Here is a 19,812-nt window from a genome sequence, read left to right as displayed (position 1 = left end):
GCCAGAAATCCTCCGTCAGCACATGACAAAAACACTGAATGTCACGCCCGCGATCACCGGTATACGCGCAAATGCGCTGTTCTGACGACATATCTGCACTCTTCGTCTCATTGAAACATTTTCTGCTGGCGGCATCGATGCGCATGCGCGTACCCTCGTATCGATCCGACACGAAGGAGTTCACACCTTGCGCAAGCTCGCGTTCACCCAGGCGCCGCCCCTCGCCGCGCCGAAGATCGTCACGGCCGCCCGCATCCACGCGCTCGACGCGGCGGGCAGCGCCCCGGAGGCCTTCCTCGTGATCGGCGACCGGATCCGACACGTCGGCGCCGTCGAGGCCTGCCGCGCGGCGTCGGCCGAGGTGAGCGCGCTCGTGCCCGAGCTGATCGACCTCGGCGACGCCACCGTCGTCCCGGGGTTCATCGACGCGCACGCCCACCCGCTCATGCTCGGCCAGATGATGAGCTGGGTCGACTGCGGGCCCGACCGGGCCGGATCGATCCCCGAGATCGTCGACCTGCTGCGCCGGGCCGCCGAGTCGTTGCCCGAGGGCCGCCCGATCCGCGGCTACGGCTACGAGCAGCGCAACCTCGCGGAGCGGCGCCACCCCACCCGCTTCGAGCTCGACGAGGTCGCGACCGACCGCGAGGTCTACCTCATGAACGCGTCCGGCCACGGCGGTGTGGTCAACTCGTACACCTTCGAGCTGTACGGCGTCACGAGGGACACCCCCAACCCGAAGGGCGGCGAGTTCTTCCGCGACGAGCACGGCGAGCTCACGGGCGAGCTCTCCGACGCCGCGTGCAACGTGCTTACCGGGCTCGAGGGCGTGAAGATCGGGCACCACGGCCCCAACTTCCACCTCGCCGACGAGCCCGAGGAGCACAGGCGGCAGCTCGCGGCCGCGCAGGAGAACTTCCTCGCCGGCGGCGTGACCACGATCGGCGACGCCCAGGTGAGCCGCCGCGAGTTCGACATGTACCTGCGCCTCGCCGAGTCGGGCGACCTCAAGGTGCGCGTGAGCATGTACCTGCTCTCGCACCTGCTCGACGAGGCCGTCGAGATGGGCCTGCACGGCCAGTTCGGCAACGAGCACCTCAGCTTCGCCGGCATCAAGTTCTACTCGGACGGCACCCTGGGCGGCTGGACCGCCTACTTCCCCGACGGATACGTCGGCGACCCGTGCCGCACCGGGCAGCTGTACCACGAGCCGGGCGAATACACCGAGCTCATCAAGCGGGCGCACCGCGTCGGCCTGCAGACCGCCACGCACTCTCAGTCGCCGACGGCGCTGGAGATGGTCATCGGCGCCATCGAGGCCGCGCTCGCGGAGCGGCCGGATCCCGACGCCCGTCACCGCATCGAGCACTGCGGGCTGCCCACGCCCGAGCAGATCGAGCGCATGGCGAACGCCGGCATCTACCCCGTCAACCAGCCCCAGCACCACTACAACTGGGGCGAGGGCGTCGAACAGGCCATCGGCACCCCCGGCGAGCGCTTCAACCCGCTGGGCGAGTTCGAGCGCGCCGGCGTGCCTGTCACCATCTCCTCCGACGCGCCCGTCGCCGATCCGCGCCCCATGGAGGCCGTCCAGGCAGCCGTCTCGCGGGTCACCCGTCGCGGCACGCAGCTCGGACCGGACGACCTCGCGGTGTCGCTGGACACGGCGCTGCGCGCGCACACGATCTCGGCGGCCCGCGCCCTCGGCCGCGAGGACGACCTCGGCAGCATCGAGGCGGGCAAGCGCGCCGACTTCGCCGTGCTCGACCGCGACCCGTACGAGACGGAGGCGGCGAGCCTCGCGAGCATCCGCGTCACCTCGACTTGGGTGGGCGGCGAGCGCGTCTTCGCCCGCTGATCCTCCCCCCGGGGCGGGTCGACCGGTCGGCCCGCCCCACAGCGTTACCATTCACACAGCGGTGCGACGCACCCGCAGGCACCCAGCAAAGGAGCTCACATGTCCTCATCAACGGCCGCAGCGCCGAATTCCCACAAGAGAGCGCTGAGGGGCGGCATGGCCGCCCTCGTCGGCACCTCCATCGAGTGGTACGACTTCTACGTCTACGCCACCGCCGCGGCGATCATCTTCCCGCGAGTGTTCTTTCCCGAGGCCGAGCCCGCGCTCGCGACCCTGGCCTCCTTCGGCACCTACGCCGTGGCCTTCTTCATGCGGCCGATCGGCGGCATCATCTTCGGGCACGTGGGCGACAAGCTCGGCCGCAAGCCGGCGCTCACCATCACCCTGATCCTCATGGGCGTGGCCACGACCCTCGTCGGCGTGCTGCCCGGCTACGCCACCATCGGCATCTGGGGCCCGATCCTGCTCATCCTGTGCCGCATGGCCCAGGGGCTCGCCGTGGGCGGCGAGTGGGGCGGCGCGAGCCTCATGGCCGTCGAGAGCGCCCCGCCGAAGTGGAAGACGTTCTACGGCGGCTTCACGCAGGTCGGCAACCCGCTCGGCGCGATGATGGCGACGGGCGCGTTCTGGGCGCTCTCCGCGCTGGGCGAGGACGCCCTGCTCAGCTGGGGCTGGCGCGTGCCGTTCCTCTTCAGCATCGTGCTGATCGCCGTCGGCTTCTGGGTGCGCTACCGCGTCGAGGAGACCCCCGTGTTCGAGGAGAAGGTCGAGGGTCACGAGCAGTCCACGCCGCTCCTCTTCGCGCTCAAGAACAACTGGCTGCCGATCCTGCTGGGCTTCGGCATCATCGCGATGTCGTCGGGCGGCTATGTGATCGCGACCACCTTCGTGCAGAACTACGCCGACACCCCCGAGATCGGTCTCGACCCGTCGATCATCCTGGGCGCCATGACGATCGCCTCGCTCGTCGAGATGATCGTGACCCTGCCGATCGCGGCCCTGGGCGACAAGATCGGCCCGAAGATGGTGATGTACCTCGGCATCATCCCATCCTTCATCGTGATCATCCCGCTGGTGCTCTCGATCCAGGCGAAGAACGTGGGGCTCATCTGGCTGTTCGTCATCCTGATCCGTGTCACCCTGAGCGGTGCCTGGGCCCCGCTGTCGACCCTCATGGCCCAGATGTTCCGACCCCAGTCGCGCTACACCTCGATGTCGCTCTCCTACGGCATCGGCGCCGCGGTCTGGGGCGGCCTCTCGCCCGCGATCGCCTCTGCGCTGCTCATCGCGACCGACGGCAACTTCTGGTCGGTCGTCGCCTTCTTCGGCGTGCTCGCCCTTTCGGCCTTCATCGGCGTGCGGTTCGCCCCGCAGCACTCCGACGCTGCGCCCGTGACCGGCTCGCTCACGGCCCGCACCGATACGACCGCGGTCGACACCCCCGGAAAGGAATAGGTTCTCAGGCATGCAGACCACTCGCAGACGCACGACCGGCTGGGTCATCGTCGAGACCCTGCGGCGCTACGGCATCGACACGGTGTTCGGGATCCCCGGCACCCACAACCTCGAGTTCTACCGTCCGCTCGAGGAGCTGGGCATCCGCCCCGTCACCTCCCGGCACGAGCAGGGCGCCGGGTACGCCGCGGACGGCTGGTCGCTGCAGACCGGCAAGCCCGGCGTGGTGATCACGACGAGCGGGCCGGGGCTGCTGAACGCGCTCTCGGCGGCCGGCACGGCGTACTGCGAGTCGCGGCCGATGATCCTCCTCTCCCCCGGCCCGGCGCGCGGGGAGGAGTTCGCCGACGTCGGCACGCTGCACGAGACCAAGGACCAGCTCGGCGCCGCCTCCGCCATCGTCGAGTGGGGTCGCCGCGTGCAGACCGCGGAGGAGGCCGTCGAGGCCGTGCACGACGCGTTCGAGCTCTTCGCGACGACGCGGCCGCGGCCCGTCTACATCGAGCTGCCCCTCGACCTGCTCGAGGAGGAGACGGGGATCGCCGCCGAGGCCCTCGCCGCCCGGGAGTTCGCGCCGGCGCCGCTGCCCGACGCCTCCGCGATCGCGGAGGCGGCCGCGCTGCTCGCCTCGGCCGAGGATCCCGTGATCCTCGCCGGCGGCGGATCGCGCGGCGCGACCGGCGAGCTGCGCGCGATCGCCGAGCGGCTCGGCGCCCCGGTCGTCACCACCGGCAACGGGAAGGGCGTGCTCGACGAACGCCACCCGCTGTCGCTCGGCTCCAATCTCCGCCTCCCGGCGGCGCGAGGCCGGGCCCGCGACGCCGACGTGCTGCTCGTCGTCGGGTCGAAGCTCGGCGCGGCCGAGCTGTGGGTCGACCGGCTCGAGGCGCGGGGGGCGGTGATCCGCGTCGACCTGCTGGAGTCGCAGCTCGACAAGAACCAGCCCGCGACGGTCGGCCTCGCGGGCGACGCTAGGGCCGTCCTGGCCGCGATCGCCGCCGAGCTCGGCGAGGGCGAGCCGCTCGACGGAGCCCCCGGCGCCGCCGAGACACGCGCCGCCGCCCGCGACGAGTGCGCGGAGCTGTCCCCAGAGAACACCGCGCTCGCCGAGGCCATCGCCGCGGCGCTGCCGCAGAACGCCATCGTCGCCACGGACTCGTCGCAGATCGCCTACTGGGGCCTGCTGAACGTGCTGCGCGCGTCGCAGCCGAACTCGACCCCGTACATGACCACCTACGCCACGCTCGGCTACGGGCTGCCCGCCGCGCTCGGGGCCCGCATCGCGTCGCCCGGGCGGCCGTCGTTCGTCGTGACCGGCGACGGCGCGCTCATGTTCTCGATGAACGAGTTCATCACCGTCGTCGAGCAGGGCGAGGACGTCACCGTGATCGTGGTCGACAACGGCGGGTACGCCGAGATCAAGCAGAACGAGGCCGACGCCGGGATCGCCCCGGTCGGTGTCGACCTGCTGCAGCCCGACTGGGTCGCGGTCGCCGACGCGTTCGGCGGCACGGGCCGCCGCACGGGCTCCCCGGGCGAGCTGCGCACGGCCGTCGAGGCCGCCGCGCGCGAGGGCGGCCTGCAGCTCATCCACATCGATCAGGCGACCTTCGACCTCGCGGAAGAGGCCGCGGCATGACCGCCGGGCGCACGCGACCGCTCGCCGTCTACACCGACGTCGACGACACCGATCCCGCACCGGGCATCCGGCTGCTCGAGGGGCACGGCTTCGAGGTGCGGGTGCTCGGAACCCGCGACCCGGAGCGGATCATCGCCGGCGCACGGGACGCCGTTGCGCTGCTCCCCGGCTACGCCCCCGTGACGCGCGAGATCATCGAGGCGCTGCCGCAGCTGAGGATCGTCTCGCTCATGTCGATGGGCTTCGACTACGTCGACGTCGACGCGGCGACCGAACGCGGCGTGTGGGTGAGCAATGTGCCCGGCGCCGCCACCGAGGAGGTCGCGACGCACGCGCTCGCGATCCTGCTCAGCAGCGTGCGCCAGCTGCCGTTCTACACGGCGTCCGCCAACCCGGTCGACTGGAACGAGCGCGCCGCGGCCGCGCCGCCGCGCCTGAGCGAGACGACGCTCGGCATCGTCGGTCTCGGCAGGATCGGGCGCGAACTGGCGCGGATCGCCCGACCGCTCTTCGGCTCGGTGATGGGCTACGACCCGCTGCTGCCGGACACCCCGGAGGTGCGCGCCGACCTCGCGGCGCTCGACGTGAGGCGGGTCGAGCTCGAGGAGGTGCGGCGAAGCGCCGACGTGCTCTCGCTGCACCTGCCGCTCACGCCCCGGACCGAGCGCATGGTCGACGCGCGGTTCCTCGCCGAGATGCCGCGGCGCTCGGTGCTCGTCAACGTATCGCGCGGCGGCCTCATCGACGGCGCGGCGCTCGCCGACGCCCTCGACTCCGGGCACCTCTCGGGGGCGGCGCTCGACGTGCTCGACCAGGAGCCGCCGACCTCCGATCACCCGCTGCTGGGCCGCGACGACGTCGTGCTCACGCCCCACATCGCCTACTTCTCGGCGCGCACGGAGATCGAGTACGTGCGCATCCAGGCGCAGAACGCCGTGGCGCTGCTCGCGACGGGCGCTCCCGAGTCGCCGGTCAACCGCCCGGCGGGGTGAGCGCGCGGACGCGACGCGCCGAGGGCTCGCACGGTCGATTCCCCGGGAACGGTGAGAGAGTGGGGCTCCAGCACCGCGGCGGTGCCCCGCGCCCCGCCCCGAGCCCGAGGAGGCGACGATGAACGACCAGCAGAGCACGACCGTGCGGCACGACGCCGAGGCCAGGCGCTTCGTCATCGAGGTGGACGGCGAGCCCGCGGGGTTCGCGGCCTACGAGGAGCGTGACGGCGGGGCGGTCTTCGAGTTCGCGCACACCGAGATCGACCCCGCGTTCGGGGGCCGCGGCCTCGGCGGCGCACTCGTCTCGAACGCCCTCGAGGGCACGCGAGAACTCGGGCGCACCATCGTGCCGAGCTGCCCCTTCGTCGCGGCCTGGCTGCGCCGCCACCCCGACTTCGTCGCCGACGTCGAGTGGCCGGGAGGCCGGGGGCCGGTCGGCGAGTCGGCGCAGGCGCAGCCCGGGTGATCGGGACGGCTACGCTCGCAGCGCCTCCGCCACGGGCACCTCGCCGTCGTTGAAGCGGATGGTGCGCCGGATCGTGCCGTCGTCGGCGAGGGCCGCCGCGATCGCCGCGGCTACGTTGCCCCGGGACACGCTGTCGGAGGTCTCGGCTCGCGTGTCGATCCGGCCGCTCGGTTCGTCGAAGGTGAGCGCGCTCGGACCGAGCACCGTCCAGTCGAGCGAGGATGCGCGGAGGTGCTCGTCGGCCGCCGCCTTCGCCTCCGCGTAGTGGAAGAACGGATGCTCGGGATCGACCCCGTGTTCGGGCGAGGAGCCGAAGTACGAGACCATCACGTAGCGCGACACCCCCGCGTGGGCGGCGGCGTCCGCACTGCGGATCGCCGCGTCCCGGTCCACGGCGAGGGTGCGCGCCGGATCGCCGCCGCCCGCACCGGCCGACCACACCACGGCGTCGTACCCGACGATGAGTTCCGCGAGCGCGTCGGCGTCGAGCTGCTCCACGTCCGCGACGAGCGGGTGGGCGCCCGCGGCCCGGACGTCGTGCTCGTGCGCGGGGTTGCGGATCACCGCCGTCACCGAGTCGCCGCGCTCCGCGAGCAGGGACTCCGCGAGGAGCGCCACCCGGCCGTGTCCACCGAAGAGAATGATGCGTGCCATGCCTCCACCCTACGGTGTGGCCCGGCGGGATTCCAGCGATCCGGCCCCGCCGCCCGCCGCGCCGCCAATACACTCGTGAGCATGACTCTCAGATGGCGCGCCGCCGCGGAGGCGGCCGGACTCGTCTCGCCGGACGGCTCGACCCGCCCCACCATCTTCGCCGAGATGACGGCGCTCGCCCTGCGCACGGGCGCCGCGAACCTCGGCCAGGGCTTCCCAGACGCAGACGGGCCGCAGTGGATCCGCGAGGCCGCCGTGCGGGCGATCCGGGAGGGCGCCAACCAGTACGCGCCGGGCCGCGGCATCCCCGAGCTGCGCTCGGCGGTCGCCGAGCATCAGCGGCGGCACTACGGCCTCGACCCCGACCCCGAGCGCGAGGTCCTCGTGACGGCGGGCGCGACGGAGGGGATCGCCGCGGCTGTGCTCGCGCTCACGGGGCCCGGCGACGAGGTGGTCACGCTCGAGCCGTTCTACGACTCCTACGCCGCCGTGATCGCGATGGCCGGAGCGACCCACGTGACCGTGCCGCTGGTGGCCGACGCCGGCGGCTTCCGCGTCGACGCCGCCGCGCTGGAGTCGGCCGTCGGGCCGCGAACGCGCCTGATCCTCGTCAACTCGCCCCACAACCCGACCGGGACCGTGCTCTCCCCGGAGGAGCTCGGCGCCATCGCGTCGGCAGCCCGGCGCGTCGACGCGGTCGTGGTCACCGACGAGGTCTACGAGCACCTGACCTTCGACGGGCTCTCCCACACACCGCTCGCGACGCTGCCCGGCATGGCCGAGCGCACTCTCTCCGTCTCGTCGGCGGGCAAGACCTTCTCGCTGACCGGCTGGAAGATCGGCTGGGTCACCGGCCCCGCCGATCTCATCGAGGCCGTGCTGGCCGTCAAGCAGTTTCTCACCTACACGGGCGGGGCGCCGTTCCAGCCGGCGATCGCGCGGGCGCTCCTGGAGGGCGGCCGCGACATCGCCGAGCTGCGCGACTCGCTCGCCGAGCGCCGCGACCTGCTGCTCGACGGCCTGCGCGCGGCCGGCTTCGACGCGGTCTCCCCCGGCGGCACGTACTTCGTGTGCGCCGACGCGAGCCCGTTCCTGACGCCCGAGGCGCCGCACGGGGCCGCGTTCGCCCGCGCCCTGCCCGAGCGCTCCGGCGTCGCGTGCGTGCCGGTCTCCGCCTTCTGCCGCGAGGGGTCGCGGGCCGCGACCGCCCTCTCGTCCTGGGTGCGCTTCACCTTCGTGAAGGACGAGCAGACTCTGCGCACCGCGATCGAGCGGCTCGCCGCACCCGGCCGGAGATGATCCCGGCCGCTCGATCCCCACGGCGAGCGCGTGCCCATAGCGACTCCCGCCGGTTCCCGCAACGGGGTGCCGGCGCACCGCGCGAGCCGCTTGGCTGGGAACGTCCGAACGACCGGCAGACGACCATCAGGAGAGCACCATGTCCCATTTGACAGGCAAGCGCGTGGCGATCCTCGCGACGAACGGCTTCGAGGATTCCGAGCTGACCGGGCCCATCTCCGCGGTGCGCGAGCACGGCGCCGAGGTCGAGATCGTCTCCACGAACACCGGCACCATCCGCGGCAAGAACGGGTACGAGACGCACGTGGCCCGGGCGAGCGCCGATGCCCGCGCCGACGACTACGACGCGCTCGTGCTGCCGGGCGGCGTCGAGAACGGCGACCGGATCCGCCTCGACCAGAGCGCCGTCGCGCTCACCCGGGCGTTCTTCGAGCAGCACAAGCCCGTAGCGGCCATCTGCCACGGCGGCTGGATCCTCGCCGACGCCGACGTGCTGCGCGGCCGCACCGTGACCTCGTTCGCGAGCCTGCGCACCGACCTGCGCAACGCGGGAGCGACCTGGGTCGACGAGGAGGTCGTGGTCGATCAGGGTCTCGTGACCAGCCGCACGCCAGACGACCTGCCCGCGTTCAACGCCAAGCTGATCGAGGAGATCGCCGAGGGCGACCACCCCGGGCAGACGGCCTAGCGTTGCGCCCCCGGGGCCGTTCAGGTGCCGCAGTAGGTGACGTGGCGGCTGGATCCGGGCGGAGCGGGCCGCTCATAGCGCTCGAGGCCGGGACGTCGCTCGCAGGGGCGGGCCACCGCCTCGAGGACGCGCTCGAAGGGCCCGAGGTCTCCCTCGGTGGCGGCGACGAGCGCCTCGTCCACCAGGTGGTTGCGGGGGATGTACACGGGGTTCGAATCGTCCATCGCGGCGTCGTCAGGATCGAGCGCGAGCCACTCGTCGAACCACTCGCCCGGCGCACCGCCGACGAGCGCCCGGTACGGCGCGTCGTCTCCCCGGGCCGCCTCCCCGAGAGCACGGAACGCGCTCGTGTAGTCGACGCCGTGACCCTGCAGCTCCTGCAGCAGGCCGGAGGTCAGCCCCCGCAGTGCGCCCGCGTCGACCCCGTCGGCCGCCGCGATCCCGAGCTTCTCGCTCACGCCAGCCGACCAGGCCTCGCCGTAGCGCGACGCGAAGCCGTCGAGCGCCCGCAGGGCGAGCTGCTTCGCGGCCTCGGGCTCGTCGGGCTCGCCGAGCAGCGGCAGCAGCGTCTCGGCGAAGCGCGTGAGGTTCCACAGCGCGATGCCGGGCTGGTTGCCGTAGGCGTAGCGCCCGCGGTGGTCGATCGAGCTGAACACGGTCGCCGGGTCGTAGGCGTCCATGAACGCGCACGGGCCGTAGTCGATGGTCTCGCCCGAGAGCGTCATATTGTCGGTGTTCATGACGCCGTGCACGAAGCCCACGAGCATCCACGAGGCGACGAGGCGCGCCTGCGCGGCGATCACGGCCTCGAGCAGCCCGAGGTACGGCGCGTCCGTGTCGGCGAGCGAGGGGAAGTGCCGCTCGATCGAGAAATCGGCGAGGCGGCGCAGCAGTCCGGAATCCCCCAGGGATCGCGCGTACTGGAACGTGCCCACGCGCAGGTGGCTCGCCGCCACCCGCACGAGCACGGCCCCCGGCAGCGCGTCGAGCGACTCCTCGCGCACCACGCGCCGCCCCGTCGCGACCACGGCGAGGGCGCGCGTCGTGGGAATGCCGAGGGCGTGCATCGCCTCTCCCATCAGGTATTCCCGCAGCATGGGCCCGACCGCCGCGAACCCGTCGGCGCCGCGGGCGAACGGCGTGCGGCCGGAGCCCTTGAGGTGCAGCTCGCGCGGCCGCCCGGCCGCGTCCGCGACCTCTCCGAGCAGCAGCGCCCGCCCGTCGCCGAGCCGGGGCACGTAGACCCCGAACTGGTGCCCCGCGTAGGCCTGGGCGACGGGCGACGCGCTATCGGGCAGCTCGTTGCCCAGCAGGAAGCGGACGCCGGCGTCCTCGCGCAGCGCGTCCGGATCGAGACCGAGCTCGCGCGCGAGCGGCTCGTTCAGCGCGAGAAGGGCGGGATCCTCCGGCCGCATCGCCCGCCACGGCACCGCGAGTTCGGGAAGGGCGGTGGCGAACGCGTCGCCGAGCGTCGCACCGGTTTCGATCGCGTCGGGGAACATGTCCCGAGGCTACGCCGCCCGCCTCGGTGCGCGTTCAGCTTGACGGGCATTCCGCGACGAAGCCGACGGGATAGGCTGGGCCGCAAGGGCGGGAGGGGGCGATGGGCGTGAGCGGCGAGCATCCCCCGGCCGGGCGCTCCCCGCGTCGCATCGCCCGGCACCGCCGCGGCCGCCGCTGGCTCCGAGTGCTGCTTCCCGCCGTCCTCGTGCTCGTCTGGCTCACCGCCGCGGGCATGGGCGGTCCCCTCTTCGGCAAGGTCGACGAGGTCTCCTCCAACGACCAGACGTCGTACCTGCCCGAGTCTGCGGAGGCGACCGAGGTGCGCCAGGCCCTCGGCGGGTTTCTCAGCGATGACCGCATCCCCGCGGTCGTCGTCTTCTCGTCGGCGGACGCGCTCGGCGACGACCGGCTGGCGCGGCTCGGCGAGGCGGTCGAAGCGGCGACGGCGGTCGCGGGCGTCACCGGGCAGGTCTCACCGGTCATCCCGTCGGAGGACGGCCTGGCCGCCCAGGCGTTCGTGCCGATCGACGCCGAGGCCGACGTCTCCGACGCGGTCGCGGCGCTCGGCGATAAGCTCCGCGCGGACGCTCCCGAGGGCGTCGCGGTGCAGGTCACGGGGCCGGCGGGGTTCACCGCCGATCTGGTGGCCGGGTTCGCCGGGATCGACGGCATCCTCCTGCTCGTCGCGCTGCTCGCGGTGCTGGTGATCCTGGTCATCGTCTACCGCTCCCTGCTGCTGCCGGTGGTCGTACTCGGCACCAGCCTGTTCGCGCTCTGCGCCGCCCTGCTCGTGGTCTGGCACCTCGCCAACGCGGGGGTGCTGCTGCTCAGCGGCCAGACCCAGGGCATCCTGTTCATCCTCGTGATCGGCGCGGCCACCGACTACTCGCTGCTGCTCGTCGCCCGATTCCGGGAGGAGCTGCGCGTGGCGCAGGATCGCGGGGCCGCGATCCTCGCCGCCGTCAGGGGCTCGTTCGAGCCGATCGTCGCCTCGGGCGGCACCGTGATCGTCGGCCTGCTGTGCCTGCTGCTCAGCGACCTGAAATCGAACAGCACCCTCGGCCCGGTCGCGTCGATCGGCATCGTCTTCGCGATGCTGTCGGCGCTCACGCTGCTCCCCGCGCTGCTGTTCGTGTTCGGGCGCGCCGCCTACTGGCCGCGACGGCCGGCGTACGAGCCGGAGGCGGTGCGAGCGGAGCGCGGCATGCCGAGCCGCGGCGCGTGGCCGCGCGTGGCGCGCTTCGTGCGTCGGCGCGCGCGCCCGGTCTGGATCGTCACCGCGCTCGCGCTCGCGCTCGGGGCGGCCGCGGTGCCCCAGCTGCAGGCCCAGGGGGTGCCGCAGTCGGACCTCGTGCTCGGGGCGTCGGAGGCGCGCGATGGGCAGGCCGTCCTCGGCGAGCACTTCCCGGGCGGGTCGGGCAGCCCCGCCTACGTGCTGGTCGACGAGACGGAGTTCCAGGCGGCCTCCGGCACGCTGCTCGCCCAAGCGGGCGTCGAGAGCGTCGCGGTGACGAGCGCCGGCTCGCCGAGCGGCTCGGCGCGGGTCACGGAGAACGGCATCGAGGCCCTCGGCCCTCCCGGTACGCCGGCCCCAGCGCCGACCGTCAGAGACGGGCGGGTACTGCTGCAGGCCACCCTGACCGACGCCGCCGACTCCGCCGCCGCGGCCGGCACCGTGGTGAGTCTGCGCGACGAACTGCGCCGCGACGCGCCGAGCGCGCTCGTCGGCGGGGTGACCGCCACGGCCGTCGACACCGATCGGGCGTCGATCCGCGACCGCACGCTCATCATCCCCATCGTGCTCGCCGTGATCCTCGTGATCCTGATGCTGCTGCTCCGCGCGATCCTCGCGCCGATCCTGCTCGTGCTCACCACCGTGCTCTCCTTCGGCACGGCGCTCGGCGTCGCGGCCCTCGTCTTCAACGGCGTCCTCCGCCTCCCCGGCGCGGACCCCGCGGTGCCGCTGTACGGCTTCGTCTTCCTCGTCGCGCTCGGCATCGACTACAACATCTTCCTCATGACGCGGGTGCGCGAGGAGACGAGGGCGCACGGCACGCGGGAGGGCATCCAGCGCGGGCTCGCCATCACCGGCGGGGTGATCACCTCGGCCGGCCTGGTGCTGGCCGCGACCTTCGCGGCGCTGTCGGTGATCCCGATCCTCTTCCTCGTGCAGATCGCGTTCATCGTCGCGTTCGGCGTGCTGCTCGACACCTTCGTGGTGCGCTCGCTGCTCGTGCCGGCGCTCGCGACCGATATCGGCCGGGCGATCTGGTGGCCCTCGCGGCTGTGGCGCGAGGAGGCCGGTGCGCACGGCCGCCGCGCGGCCGAACCGCCGGAGCGGGGGCGGCTCCCGTGAGGATCCGGCCGCCGCACCCGTCCCGTCTCGATCGCACGGGCCTCGTCGCCTGCTGGCGCGAGACGCTGCTCGCGCAGTCCGGCCCGCTCGCCGCGGTGGGCGCATACGTGAGCGGTGTCCCCCACGAGGCGCGGAACCGGAAGAGGTCGAACCCCGGGAGCGACCGTCGATGAGCGGTTCGCAGGCGAAGGAGGCATGATGATCGAGAGACGAGTGGTGATGGCGGGCGGATCCGGCCTCATCGGCGGAGCGCTCACCTGGTCGCTCCAGGCTGACGGGATCGGGATCACGCACCTCGTGCGCCGAGCCACTCGCGCCGCGAACGAGGTGGAGTGGCTCACCGGCGACCGCCCCCTCGACCCCGAGGTGCTCGAGGGGGCCGCGGCCGTGGTCTGCCTCAACGGGGCGAGCATCGGCAGGCTGCCGTGGACGTCCGCGTACCGCGAGACCCTGCGGGAGTCGCGACTGGTCCCGACCCGCACGATCGCGACCGCGCTCCGCGAGCTCGGCCGCGACGCGCCACCGCTCCTCAACGCCTCCGCCGTCGGCTTCTACGGCGACCGTCCGGGCGAGGAGCTCGACGAGGCGAGCGGCCCGGGCCGCACCTTCCTCGCCGAGCTCTGCCGGGAGTGGGAGCGCGAGGCGCTGACCGCAGAGTCGGCGGCGCGCGTCGTGCTGCTCCGCACCGCTCCCCTGCTGCACCGGCGGGGCGTGCTGAAGCCGCTGCTCGCGCTCACGCGCCTGGGGCTGAGCGGCCCACTGGGACGCGGCTCGCAGATCTGGCCCTGGATCTCGCTCGACGACGAGGTGCGGGCGATCCGGCACCTCATCGACGCCGATGTCGAGGGCCCCGTCAATCTCGTCGGCCCGACACCCGCCTCGGCCTCGGAGACCGGTCGCGAGCTGGCGCGCGCGATGCGCCGCCCGTACCTGCTGCCCGCGCCGGCCTGGGCACTGCGGTCCGGGCTCGGACGCGACGCGGCCGATTCGCTGCTGCTCGCCGACGCCCGGGTGCGGCCCGCCGTGCTGCACCGCACGGGGTTCGAGTTCGAGCATCGCACGGTGCGGCAGGCGATCTCATCGGCGCTCGCGGAGTAGTCCGTCCGTATCCCGAACACGCTGCCCGCGGATCGGCGCCGACCCTCATCGGCGTCGCCGCCGAAACTGACGAAGCCGCGCGACACGCTCCCGCTGATCCCGAGCTGCACCGGGCGCTCGGGTACCCGCTCGCCGTGGGAGGGATGAGCCGGAACGAAGAGAGGTGCGCCGCAACGGGCTATGCGTATACGGCGCCTGAGACAATCGCCGCAGTCCCCACATCCCCCAGGCACAGCCCGTTGCGTGGCATCGGTCGGCGAATATCCTGGAGGTGCGCCGATCCGAACGTGAGCGGGAGTGGCCCACGGTTCGACTGTACGACTCCACCGGTTCGAGCGGCAGGTGCGAACGTCCAGATCGCCCTCAACATTCGGTCAGTCTTTCCGCTCGCAACGCACAACGGCGGGCGGCTCGCGGCTCAGGCCACAGGCAGGCGCACCGAGACGAGCCACGCTTCGTCGGCGGGGCCGGCGTTGAACTCTCCGCTCACGCCCAGCACGCGCTCGGCCATGCGGTTCAAGCCGGTGCCGGTCGACGGCAGGTCGCGTCGCGGCGTCGTCGGCAGAGGACTGCGAATCGTCAGCGCGATCGATCCGGGGCCGATGTCGAGTTCGAATCGCACCTCTCCCGGCCCCGCGTACTTGAGGATGTTCGTCGCCGACTCGCGCACGATCCTCGCCAGGATGATCTCGGCACCCCTCGGAATGCGCTCGTCCGCCGGATCCCCGACGCACACGACGGCGTGCCCGGTCGCCTCGAACTCCTCGCCGGCCTCGTCTACGGCGGCCGCGAGATCCCCCGACGGCACCCCCGTCCCGCGCGGCGCGTCCTCCGCCAGCTCGATGACGAAGCGGAGGTCACTCAGGGATTTTCGCGCCGCGATGCGGATCGCCTCCTGCGATGCGGGGCGCGCCGTGTCGTCATCGAGCATCTGCACGTGCATGGCGATGACGGTGAGGTGATGAGCGATGCTGTCGTGCAGCTCGCCGGCGATCCAACGGCGCTCGGCGAGGATCGCCTCCCGCTCGCGTTCGGCGCGTTCGGCGAGCTCGTGCTCCAGGCGGTGGCCGCGGGCGTAAGCCATTCTGAGCGCCAGCCCCACGCCTCCAGCCACGGTCGCGACGATGAGAGCCATCGCGACGTTGGTCGGGGTAGTGTCGCTGTTTCCGTACCTGTAAGTGAAGAGAGCTGTGGAGACGAGAAGGCCTCCGGTGTAGCCGACGATAACGGGTGTCGTCGCCAGCCGCATGACGGGCAGCGCCGCGATCGCTCCGGCGACGAGACCCCCCGTCGGGGCGCCTACGAAGAGCGACAGCATCACGGCTACGCCGAGCATTGAGGTGGCCACCAGCGGCGACCAGATGTACAGGGCGAATGTAAGAGTAGTGGCGATACTCAGCGTGGTATAAAGCAGATTGGCATCGGGCGTTGTGACGAGCCCCAGAAAATCGAGGATCGCGCCACCGCCCACGATGACGATGAATGCGATGCGCTCAGGGCGATTCAGCTGCTCGCCCTGGCCTAATTGGAAACGACGGGGTTTCACCTCAGCCGCCGCGCGCCTCGACATTCCTCCAGTATCCCTTATTCGCGGTGCAGATCAACGGAAGCCCAGGAATCGGGCAAGGCTGCTCCAGAAAGTCATGCTCAAAACACCTCCCTAACTGGCTAAAAGTCTGAACAACATCAATCCTTTCGGCTGTGACTTTTACGCACATCGGACGAAGCGGCAGATTATCACTGGCCAAAGGTCTAGTTCGCGCGGCACTAGGATCTTTTCCATGGACGAGATCCGGGTGCTGATTACCGATGACGACCCTCTGGTGCGGGTGGCACTCACGCATTTCGTGTCGCGCGCGCCCGAGATCAAGGTGATCGCCGAAGCCGAGAACGGGATCGAGGCTATCGCAGCCGTCGAGCGCTACCGCCCGGATATCGTCATGATGGACGTGCAGATGCCCGGGATGGGGGGTATCGAGGCCACCGGAGAGATCACCTCGCGGTGGCCCGAGGTCTGCGTGCTCGCGGTCACCACCCTCGATACCCGGGAGACTGTGCTCCCGATGCTGGGGGCCGGCGCCTCGGGCTACATGCTCAAGGACTCGAGCGCGGAGGAGATCGTGAGCGCGCTGCGGCAAGCGCATCAGGGCACGAGCTCGCTCTCACCTCGGATCGCCGCGATGCTCGTGAAGCACGTGCGCGAGGCGAAGCCCACGAGCGCGGGTGAGCTCGAGGCCCTGACCGACCGAGAGTCGGAGGTGCTCCAGCATCTCGCGCAGGGCATGTCGAACGCGGAGATCGCGGGCGCTCTGCACGTGTCGGAGGGCACCGTCAAGGCGCACCTCGGGGGCATCATGTCGAAGTGGCATGTGCGCGATCGGGTGCAGGTTCTCGTGGCGGCCGCCCGAGCGGGCCTCGTGGACTTCACCTAGCGCGGACCGGAGCCGCCAGAACCGCTGTTGCGACTCCGACGAGGCCGAGGCCGGCGAGCACGAGCGAGACGGCGGGAAGCCCGATGGCCGCCCCGAGCGAACCGGCGAGAGGGTAGGCGATCAAGAAGCAGGCGTGCGAGAGGGAGAACTGGGCGGCGAACACGGCCGGGCGGTTCTGCTCGGTGCTGTTGCGGCGAAGCAGTCGCGCCGACGGGGTGAGAATCGTCGAGGCTGCGGCGCCGAGCAGCCCCCAGACGATCATGAGCGCGACCCACTGCGGGGCGCCCCGAAGCCAGATCATGACGCCGGCGCCGATGAGGAGCAGGACCGGGAGTGCGGCGCTTCCGACGAGCATGACCCGTCGATCCTGCAGCCGCTCGAGGAGCTTCGGCATTCCGAGCGCGACGAGCATGGAGCCGCCGCCGTAGGCGCCGAGCAGGAGGGCGACATCGAGCTGCGGACGGTTGAGCTCCCCCTGGACGAGCACGACGGTGTTGACGATCACCATCGCCATCGCGGCCGCGACGGCGAGATTGAACCCCATGAGGCTGCGCAGCTCGCCTGCGCGCCAGAACACCCGTACGCCGCGGGTGAGGCGCTCCCGGAATCGCGTCGGCGACGGCGCGTCGATGAGGGGAAGCCGGCATGCGATCACGAGGACCGCGGAGGCGAGAAAACCTGCGGCGGTGCCGACGAACAGGTTGTGGAAGCTGATCACCGTCAGGAGCGCCGCCGCGAGGATCGGGCTGACCAGGGACTCGAGGTCGTACGCGAGGCGGGACAGCGACAGAGCGCGGATGTAGTCGCCCTCATCGGGGAGCACCGAGGGGATGACGGCCTGGAACGCCGGGGTGAACGTCGCGGAAGCGGATTGCAGCAGGAAGATCAGTGCGTAGATCTGCCAGGTCTCGGTCACGAACGGCAGCGAGGCGGCGACCCCGGCCCGGATGAGGTCGGCACCGACGAGCACGGGCTTGCGCGGCAGGCGCGCGACCAGCGCCGCGGTGACGGGCGAGACGGCGACGTAGGCGACCATCTTGATCGTCATCGCCACTCCCAGCACCGCACCCGCATCGCCGCCGGCGATGTCGAAGGCGAGCAGGCCGAGCGCGATCGTGAGCAGGCCCGTGCCGAGCAGAGCGATGACCTGCGCGCTGAACAGCTTCGCGTAGCTCGGATTGCGGAGAACGGCGATCATGCGTGGAACCTGGTCTCTCGGAAGCGGCGGGACAGGACTATCGTCGGGGTGCGTGGTGATGCGGCGGGATCTGTCCGTTCGAGACCGCGTGCTCGGCCTGCTTGATCGCCTCGAGGACGAGGGCGAGAGCGTGCTCGTCGATGAGGCTGTAGAGCACGCTCGTGCCCTCCTGACGGGTGGTGACCATGCGCGCCATCCGCATCCGCGCCAGATGCTGCGACACCCCGGAGGGCTTCTTCCCGACGAGTTCCGCGAGGGCGTTCACCGACAGTTCATCCGCCTGCCGCAGGGCCAGGATGATCCTGATCCGGGTCGGATCGGAGAGCACCCCCAGCACCTCGGCCGCCAGATCGATGAACTCGGGGGGCGGCTTCACGACACTCACATCATTATCCGCATTCATACGCAGATAGTAACATATCCCGGATCACCGGTCGCACGGTCGCGGCCCCGTCGGCGCGGTTTGGCGGAGGGAGCGCCGACAGGATCGTCCTCTCCCCACTCCTGATCGCGATTGCCGGTATCGCCGCGGTGGCGTGGGCCGGGGGCATCCTGCGGATGCTCACCCGGCTGCCGCTGCGACTCGCGCTCAGGCTGGTAATGGTCGCCAATGCGCTCGCGGCTATCGTCGTGGGGGTCATCTCCGTTGCCGCAGCGACGGTGCTGGTCGTTGTCTCTGTGGCCGCAGTGGCAATCGACATCGCCCTCTTCGCCATCAGTCGAGCCATCGCGCTGCGCGCCCTCCCCGCGCGCACAGGCCGCCGCGTCGTTCCCCATCCTCTAAAAAGTCGGGCTCTCCTCTGCCAGCCGCCTGCGCTCGGCTCCGTCGAGAGCGTGCAGGGCAGGCAGCGGTGCGTCCGCCGGCGCGAGCACCGAGATCCAGTAACGGCCCGACCGCACGTAGGCGGCGGTCACGCCATCCGACGAGATCTGCGATGCGGGCAGCTCCTCCCCGTCGATAGTGAGCGTGGTTGCGACCCATTCCGGTTCATCGTTCCCGATCCTCGCGCGCTCCAAGAGCGCCGTGCGCTCCTGGAGCGATTGGACCTCGGTGAGCAGCCGGCTCATGCGGTGGTTCTCGAGTAGAGCACGAGCGTTGGTCTGCCCCGCATCGTCCCATGCTTGGAAAGCATCGGTCACCCGCGTCTGGCGCTCCTCGGAGTAGCGGACGGTTACCCGCTGCACGCCGTCGCTGCTCCAGGACATACCGCCGATCATCGGATCGTCTTCAATCCCGTCGAACCCGAGCATGGGGATGCCCGAAGACATCAGGCGATCGATGTGCTCCTGTCGCCGACGCGCTCGGCCTCGTCGCGGGTCGATGGCGCACAGGAGCTCGGTGCTCAGCTTGCCCGTGTGGAGACGGCGTTTCCACCAGATCGACGAGAAGAAGAACGCCCACGCAGCACCGATGAATGCGAGCGGCGCGATCCACCATCGCAGCCCGATGAACCGGCGCAGGATGAGCCCGATGAGCGCACCAACCGCACCGACCACGAGGTAAAGGATCGGCACCGGCTGTGCGGATCGGCGCCTGGCAAGCGCCTGCCAGACGCGATACGGTGCACCGCGTAGGCGCTGGGCTTTCAGAGGCGCGTAGGAGGAGCCCCTACCGCCCACCGCTCGCCCGGTCAGCAGCCAGAACCAGGCCTTCTGATAGGCAGGCGCGTCGCCTCTCACTTCAGCCATGATCCCAGCGTATGAGCCGGACAACAGCCGAGTCAACGGAGCGGATTCGCCTCATCCGGCTCTTGGCACTCGGGTGTGTAGCGGTGTTGCCCGTAGCGCCGCCGGGGAGACGCGTCGAGGCCTCTCGATGACGGAAGTTCTCAAGCCGTCGATTCGAAAGACCGCGACGTGTGCGACGCTCCTCTCTCGCCCGCTGATCTGACCACGTGCTGGGTCCTCCGCCGTAGCGCAACACCTGCAGTGCGAGTTGTCTGGGCCGCCGCAGAAAGGCCTTGCCCTTCGCCGAGCACCCAGGGAGTAACGGCGGAAGCGCGCAACCGAGTAGGGTTGATCCATGGCGGACAGCGACGGCGGAGTGACGCTCTGTTGTCTGCTTTGGGCGAACGAGGGAGAAGCAGGCGGACTGACCGCCTACGAGGACAGCGCGCTCGCACTGATCGCCTCGCACGGCGGTTGCGTCCGCCAGAGTGGTGTATGGATCGCGG

The 19,812-nt window shown here is 71.2% G+C and carries 15 protein-coding genes and 1 pseudogene; 10 read left to right on the top strand and 6 right to left on the bottom strand.

The genetic code is table 11. The annotated features are described in order from the left end of the window. Window positions 1–187: 187 nt before the first annotated feature. The 5 genes and pseudogenes from D1J51_RS00085 to D1J51_RS00065 form a co-directional block, all read left to right on the top strand. A complete protein-coding gene (locus D1J51_RS00085; protein ID WP_119073153.1) occupies window positions 188–1,858 on the top strand; it encodes an amidohydrolase in 1,671 nt (556 codons plus the stop codon). A gap of 99 nt (window positions 1,859–1,957) precedes the next feature. Continuing rightward, a complete protein-coding gene (locus D1J51_RS00080) occupies window positions 1,958–3,313 on the top strand; it encodes an MFS transporter (protein WP_119073152.1) in 1,356 nt (451 codons plus the stop codon). Between the two features lie 10 nt (window positions 3,314–3,323). Further along, window positions 3,324–4,952: a thiamine pyrophosphate-binding protein gene (locus D1J51_RS00075; protein ID WP_119073151.1), complete on the top strand. Its 1,629-nt coding sequence runs from the start codon at window positions 3,324–3,326 to the stop codon at window positions 4,950–4,952. Continuing rightward, window positions 4,949–5,944 carry a C-terminal binding protein gene (locus D1J51_RS00070; protein ID WP_119073150.1) on the top strand — a complete coding sequence of 332 codons (996 nt, stop codon included), beginning with the start codon at window positions 4,949–4,951 and terminating at the stop codon, window positions 5,942–5,944. The genes D1J51_RS00075 and D1J51_RS00070 overlap by 4 nt, the downstream gene beginning before the upstream one ends. Window positions 5,945–6,053: 109 nt before the next feature. Then, a pseudogene (locus D1J51_RS00065) lies at window positions 6,054–6,410 on the top strand (GNAT family N-acetyltransferase); the annotation flags it as partial. Between the two features lie 9 nt (window positions 6,411–6,419). On the opposite strand, the gene D1J51_RS00060 reads toward D1J51_RS00065, so the two are convergent. After that, window positions 6,420–7,064 (bottom strand): NAD(P)H-binding protein, encoded by a 645-nt coding sequence (locus tag D1J51_RS00060; RefSeq protein ID WP_119073148.1) that lies wholly within the window; start codon window positions 7,062–7,064, stop codon window positions 6,420–6,422. Between the two features lie 81 nt (window positions 7,065–7,145). Here D1J51_RS00060 and D1J51_RS00055 point away from each other — a divergent pair, with 81 nt between their 5' ends. Together D1J51_RS00055 and D1J51_RS00050 are read left to right on the top strand one after the other, a co-directional pair. After that, entirely contained in the window at window positions 7,146–8,363 is a 1,218-nt protein-coding gene (locus tag D1J51_RS00055) for a pyridoxal phosphate-dependent aminotransferase (protein WP_119073147.1), read from the top strand. A gap of 139 nt (window positions 8,364–8,502) precedes the next feature. After that, window positions 8,503–9,051: a type 1 glutamine amidotransferase domain-containing protein gene (locus tag D1J51_RS00050; protein ID WP_119073146.1), complete on the top strand. Its 549-nt coding sequence runs from the start codon at window positions 8,503–8,505 to the stop codon at window positions 9,049–9,051. 20 nt (window positions 9,052–9,071) lie between these two features. Here the strand turns inward: D1J51_RS00050 and D1J51_RS00045 are convergent, their stop codons facing one another. Further along, complete coding sequence (locus tag D1J51_RS00045) at window positions 9,072–10,553, bottom strand: protein adenylyltransferase SelO (RefSeq protein ID WP_119073145.1); 1,482 nt, start codon at window positions 10,551–10,553, stop codon at window positions 9,072–9,074. Between the two features lie 101 nt (window positions 10,554–10,654). Here D1J51_RS00045 and D1J51_RS00040 point away from each other — a divergent pair, with 101 nt between their 5' ends. Both D1J51_RS00040 and D1J51_RS00035 read left to right on the top strand, forming a co-directional pair. Continuing rightward, window positions 10,655–12,910: an MMPL family transporter gene (locus D1J51_RS00040; RefSeq protein WP_371414054.1), complete on the top strand. Its 2,256-nt coding sequence runs from the start codon at window positions 10,655–10,657 to the stop codon at window positions 12,908–12,910. Between the two features lie 198 nt (window positions 12,911–13,108). Then, a complete protein-coding gene (locus tag D1J51_RS00035) occupies window positions 13,109–14,008 on the top strand; it encodes a TIGR01777 family oxidoreductase (RefSeq protein ID WP_119073521.1) in 900 nt (299 codons plus the stop codon). Window positions 14,009–14,426: 418 nt separating this feature from the next. Here the strand turns inward: D1J51_RS00035 and D1J51_RS00030 are convergent, their stop codons facing one another. After that, entirely contained in the window at window positions 14,427–15,578 is a 1,152-nt protein-coding gene (locus tag D1J51_RS00030; RefSeq protein WP_119073144.1) for a sensor histidine kinase, read from the bottom strand. Window positions 15,579–15,789: 211 nt separating this feature from the next. On the opposite strand from D1J51_RS00030, the gene D1J51_RS00025 reads away from it, so the two are divergent. Then, window positions 15,790–16,440, top strand: coding sequence for a response regulator (locus D1J51_RS00025; RefSeq protein WP_240422716.1), 651 nt, complete (start codon window positions 15,790–15,792; stop codon window positions 16,438–16,440). Here the strand turns inward: D1J51_RS00025 and D1J51_RS00020 are convergent. From D1J51_RS00020 to D1J51_RS00005, 3 genes are all read right to left on the bottom strand, one after another. Beyond that, window positions 16,433–17,638 carry an MFS transporter gene (locus D1J51_RS00020; RefSeq protein WP_119073143.1) on the bottom strand — a complete coding sequence of 402 codons (1,206 nt, stop codon included), beginning with the start codon at window positions 17,636–17,638 and terminating at the stop codon, window positions 16,433–16,435. The two genes, D1J51_RS00025 and D1J51_RS00020, sit on opposite strands and share 8 nt — an antisense overlap. Window positions 17,639–17,675: 37 nt before the next feature. Then, window positions 17,676–18,041: an ArsR/SmtB family transcription factor gene (locus D1J51_RS00015; RefSeq protein ID WP_205547597.1), complete on the bottom strand. Its 366-nt coding sequence runs from the start codon at window positions 18,039–18,041 to the stop codon at window positions 17,676–17,678. A gap of 377 nt (window positions 18,042–18,418) precedes the next feature. After that, window positions 18,419–19,327, bottom strand: coding sequence for a fatty acid desaturase (locus D1J51_RS00005; RefSeq protein ID WP_162903587.1), 909 nt, complete (start codon window positions 19,325–19,327; stop codon window positions 18,419–18,421). Between the last annotated feature and the right edge of the window lie 485 nt (window positions 19,328–19,812).

Source organism: Leucobacter sp. wl10 (assembly GCF_003569785.1).
In the GTDB taxonomy this organism is placed as follows: Bacteria; Actinomycetota; Actinomycetes; order Actinomycetales; family Microbacteriaceae; genus Leucobacter.
This window is presented reverse-complemented; position numbering and strand designations above follow the sequence as displayed.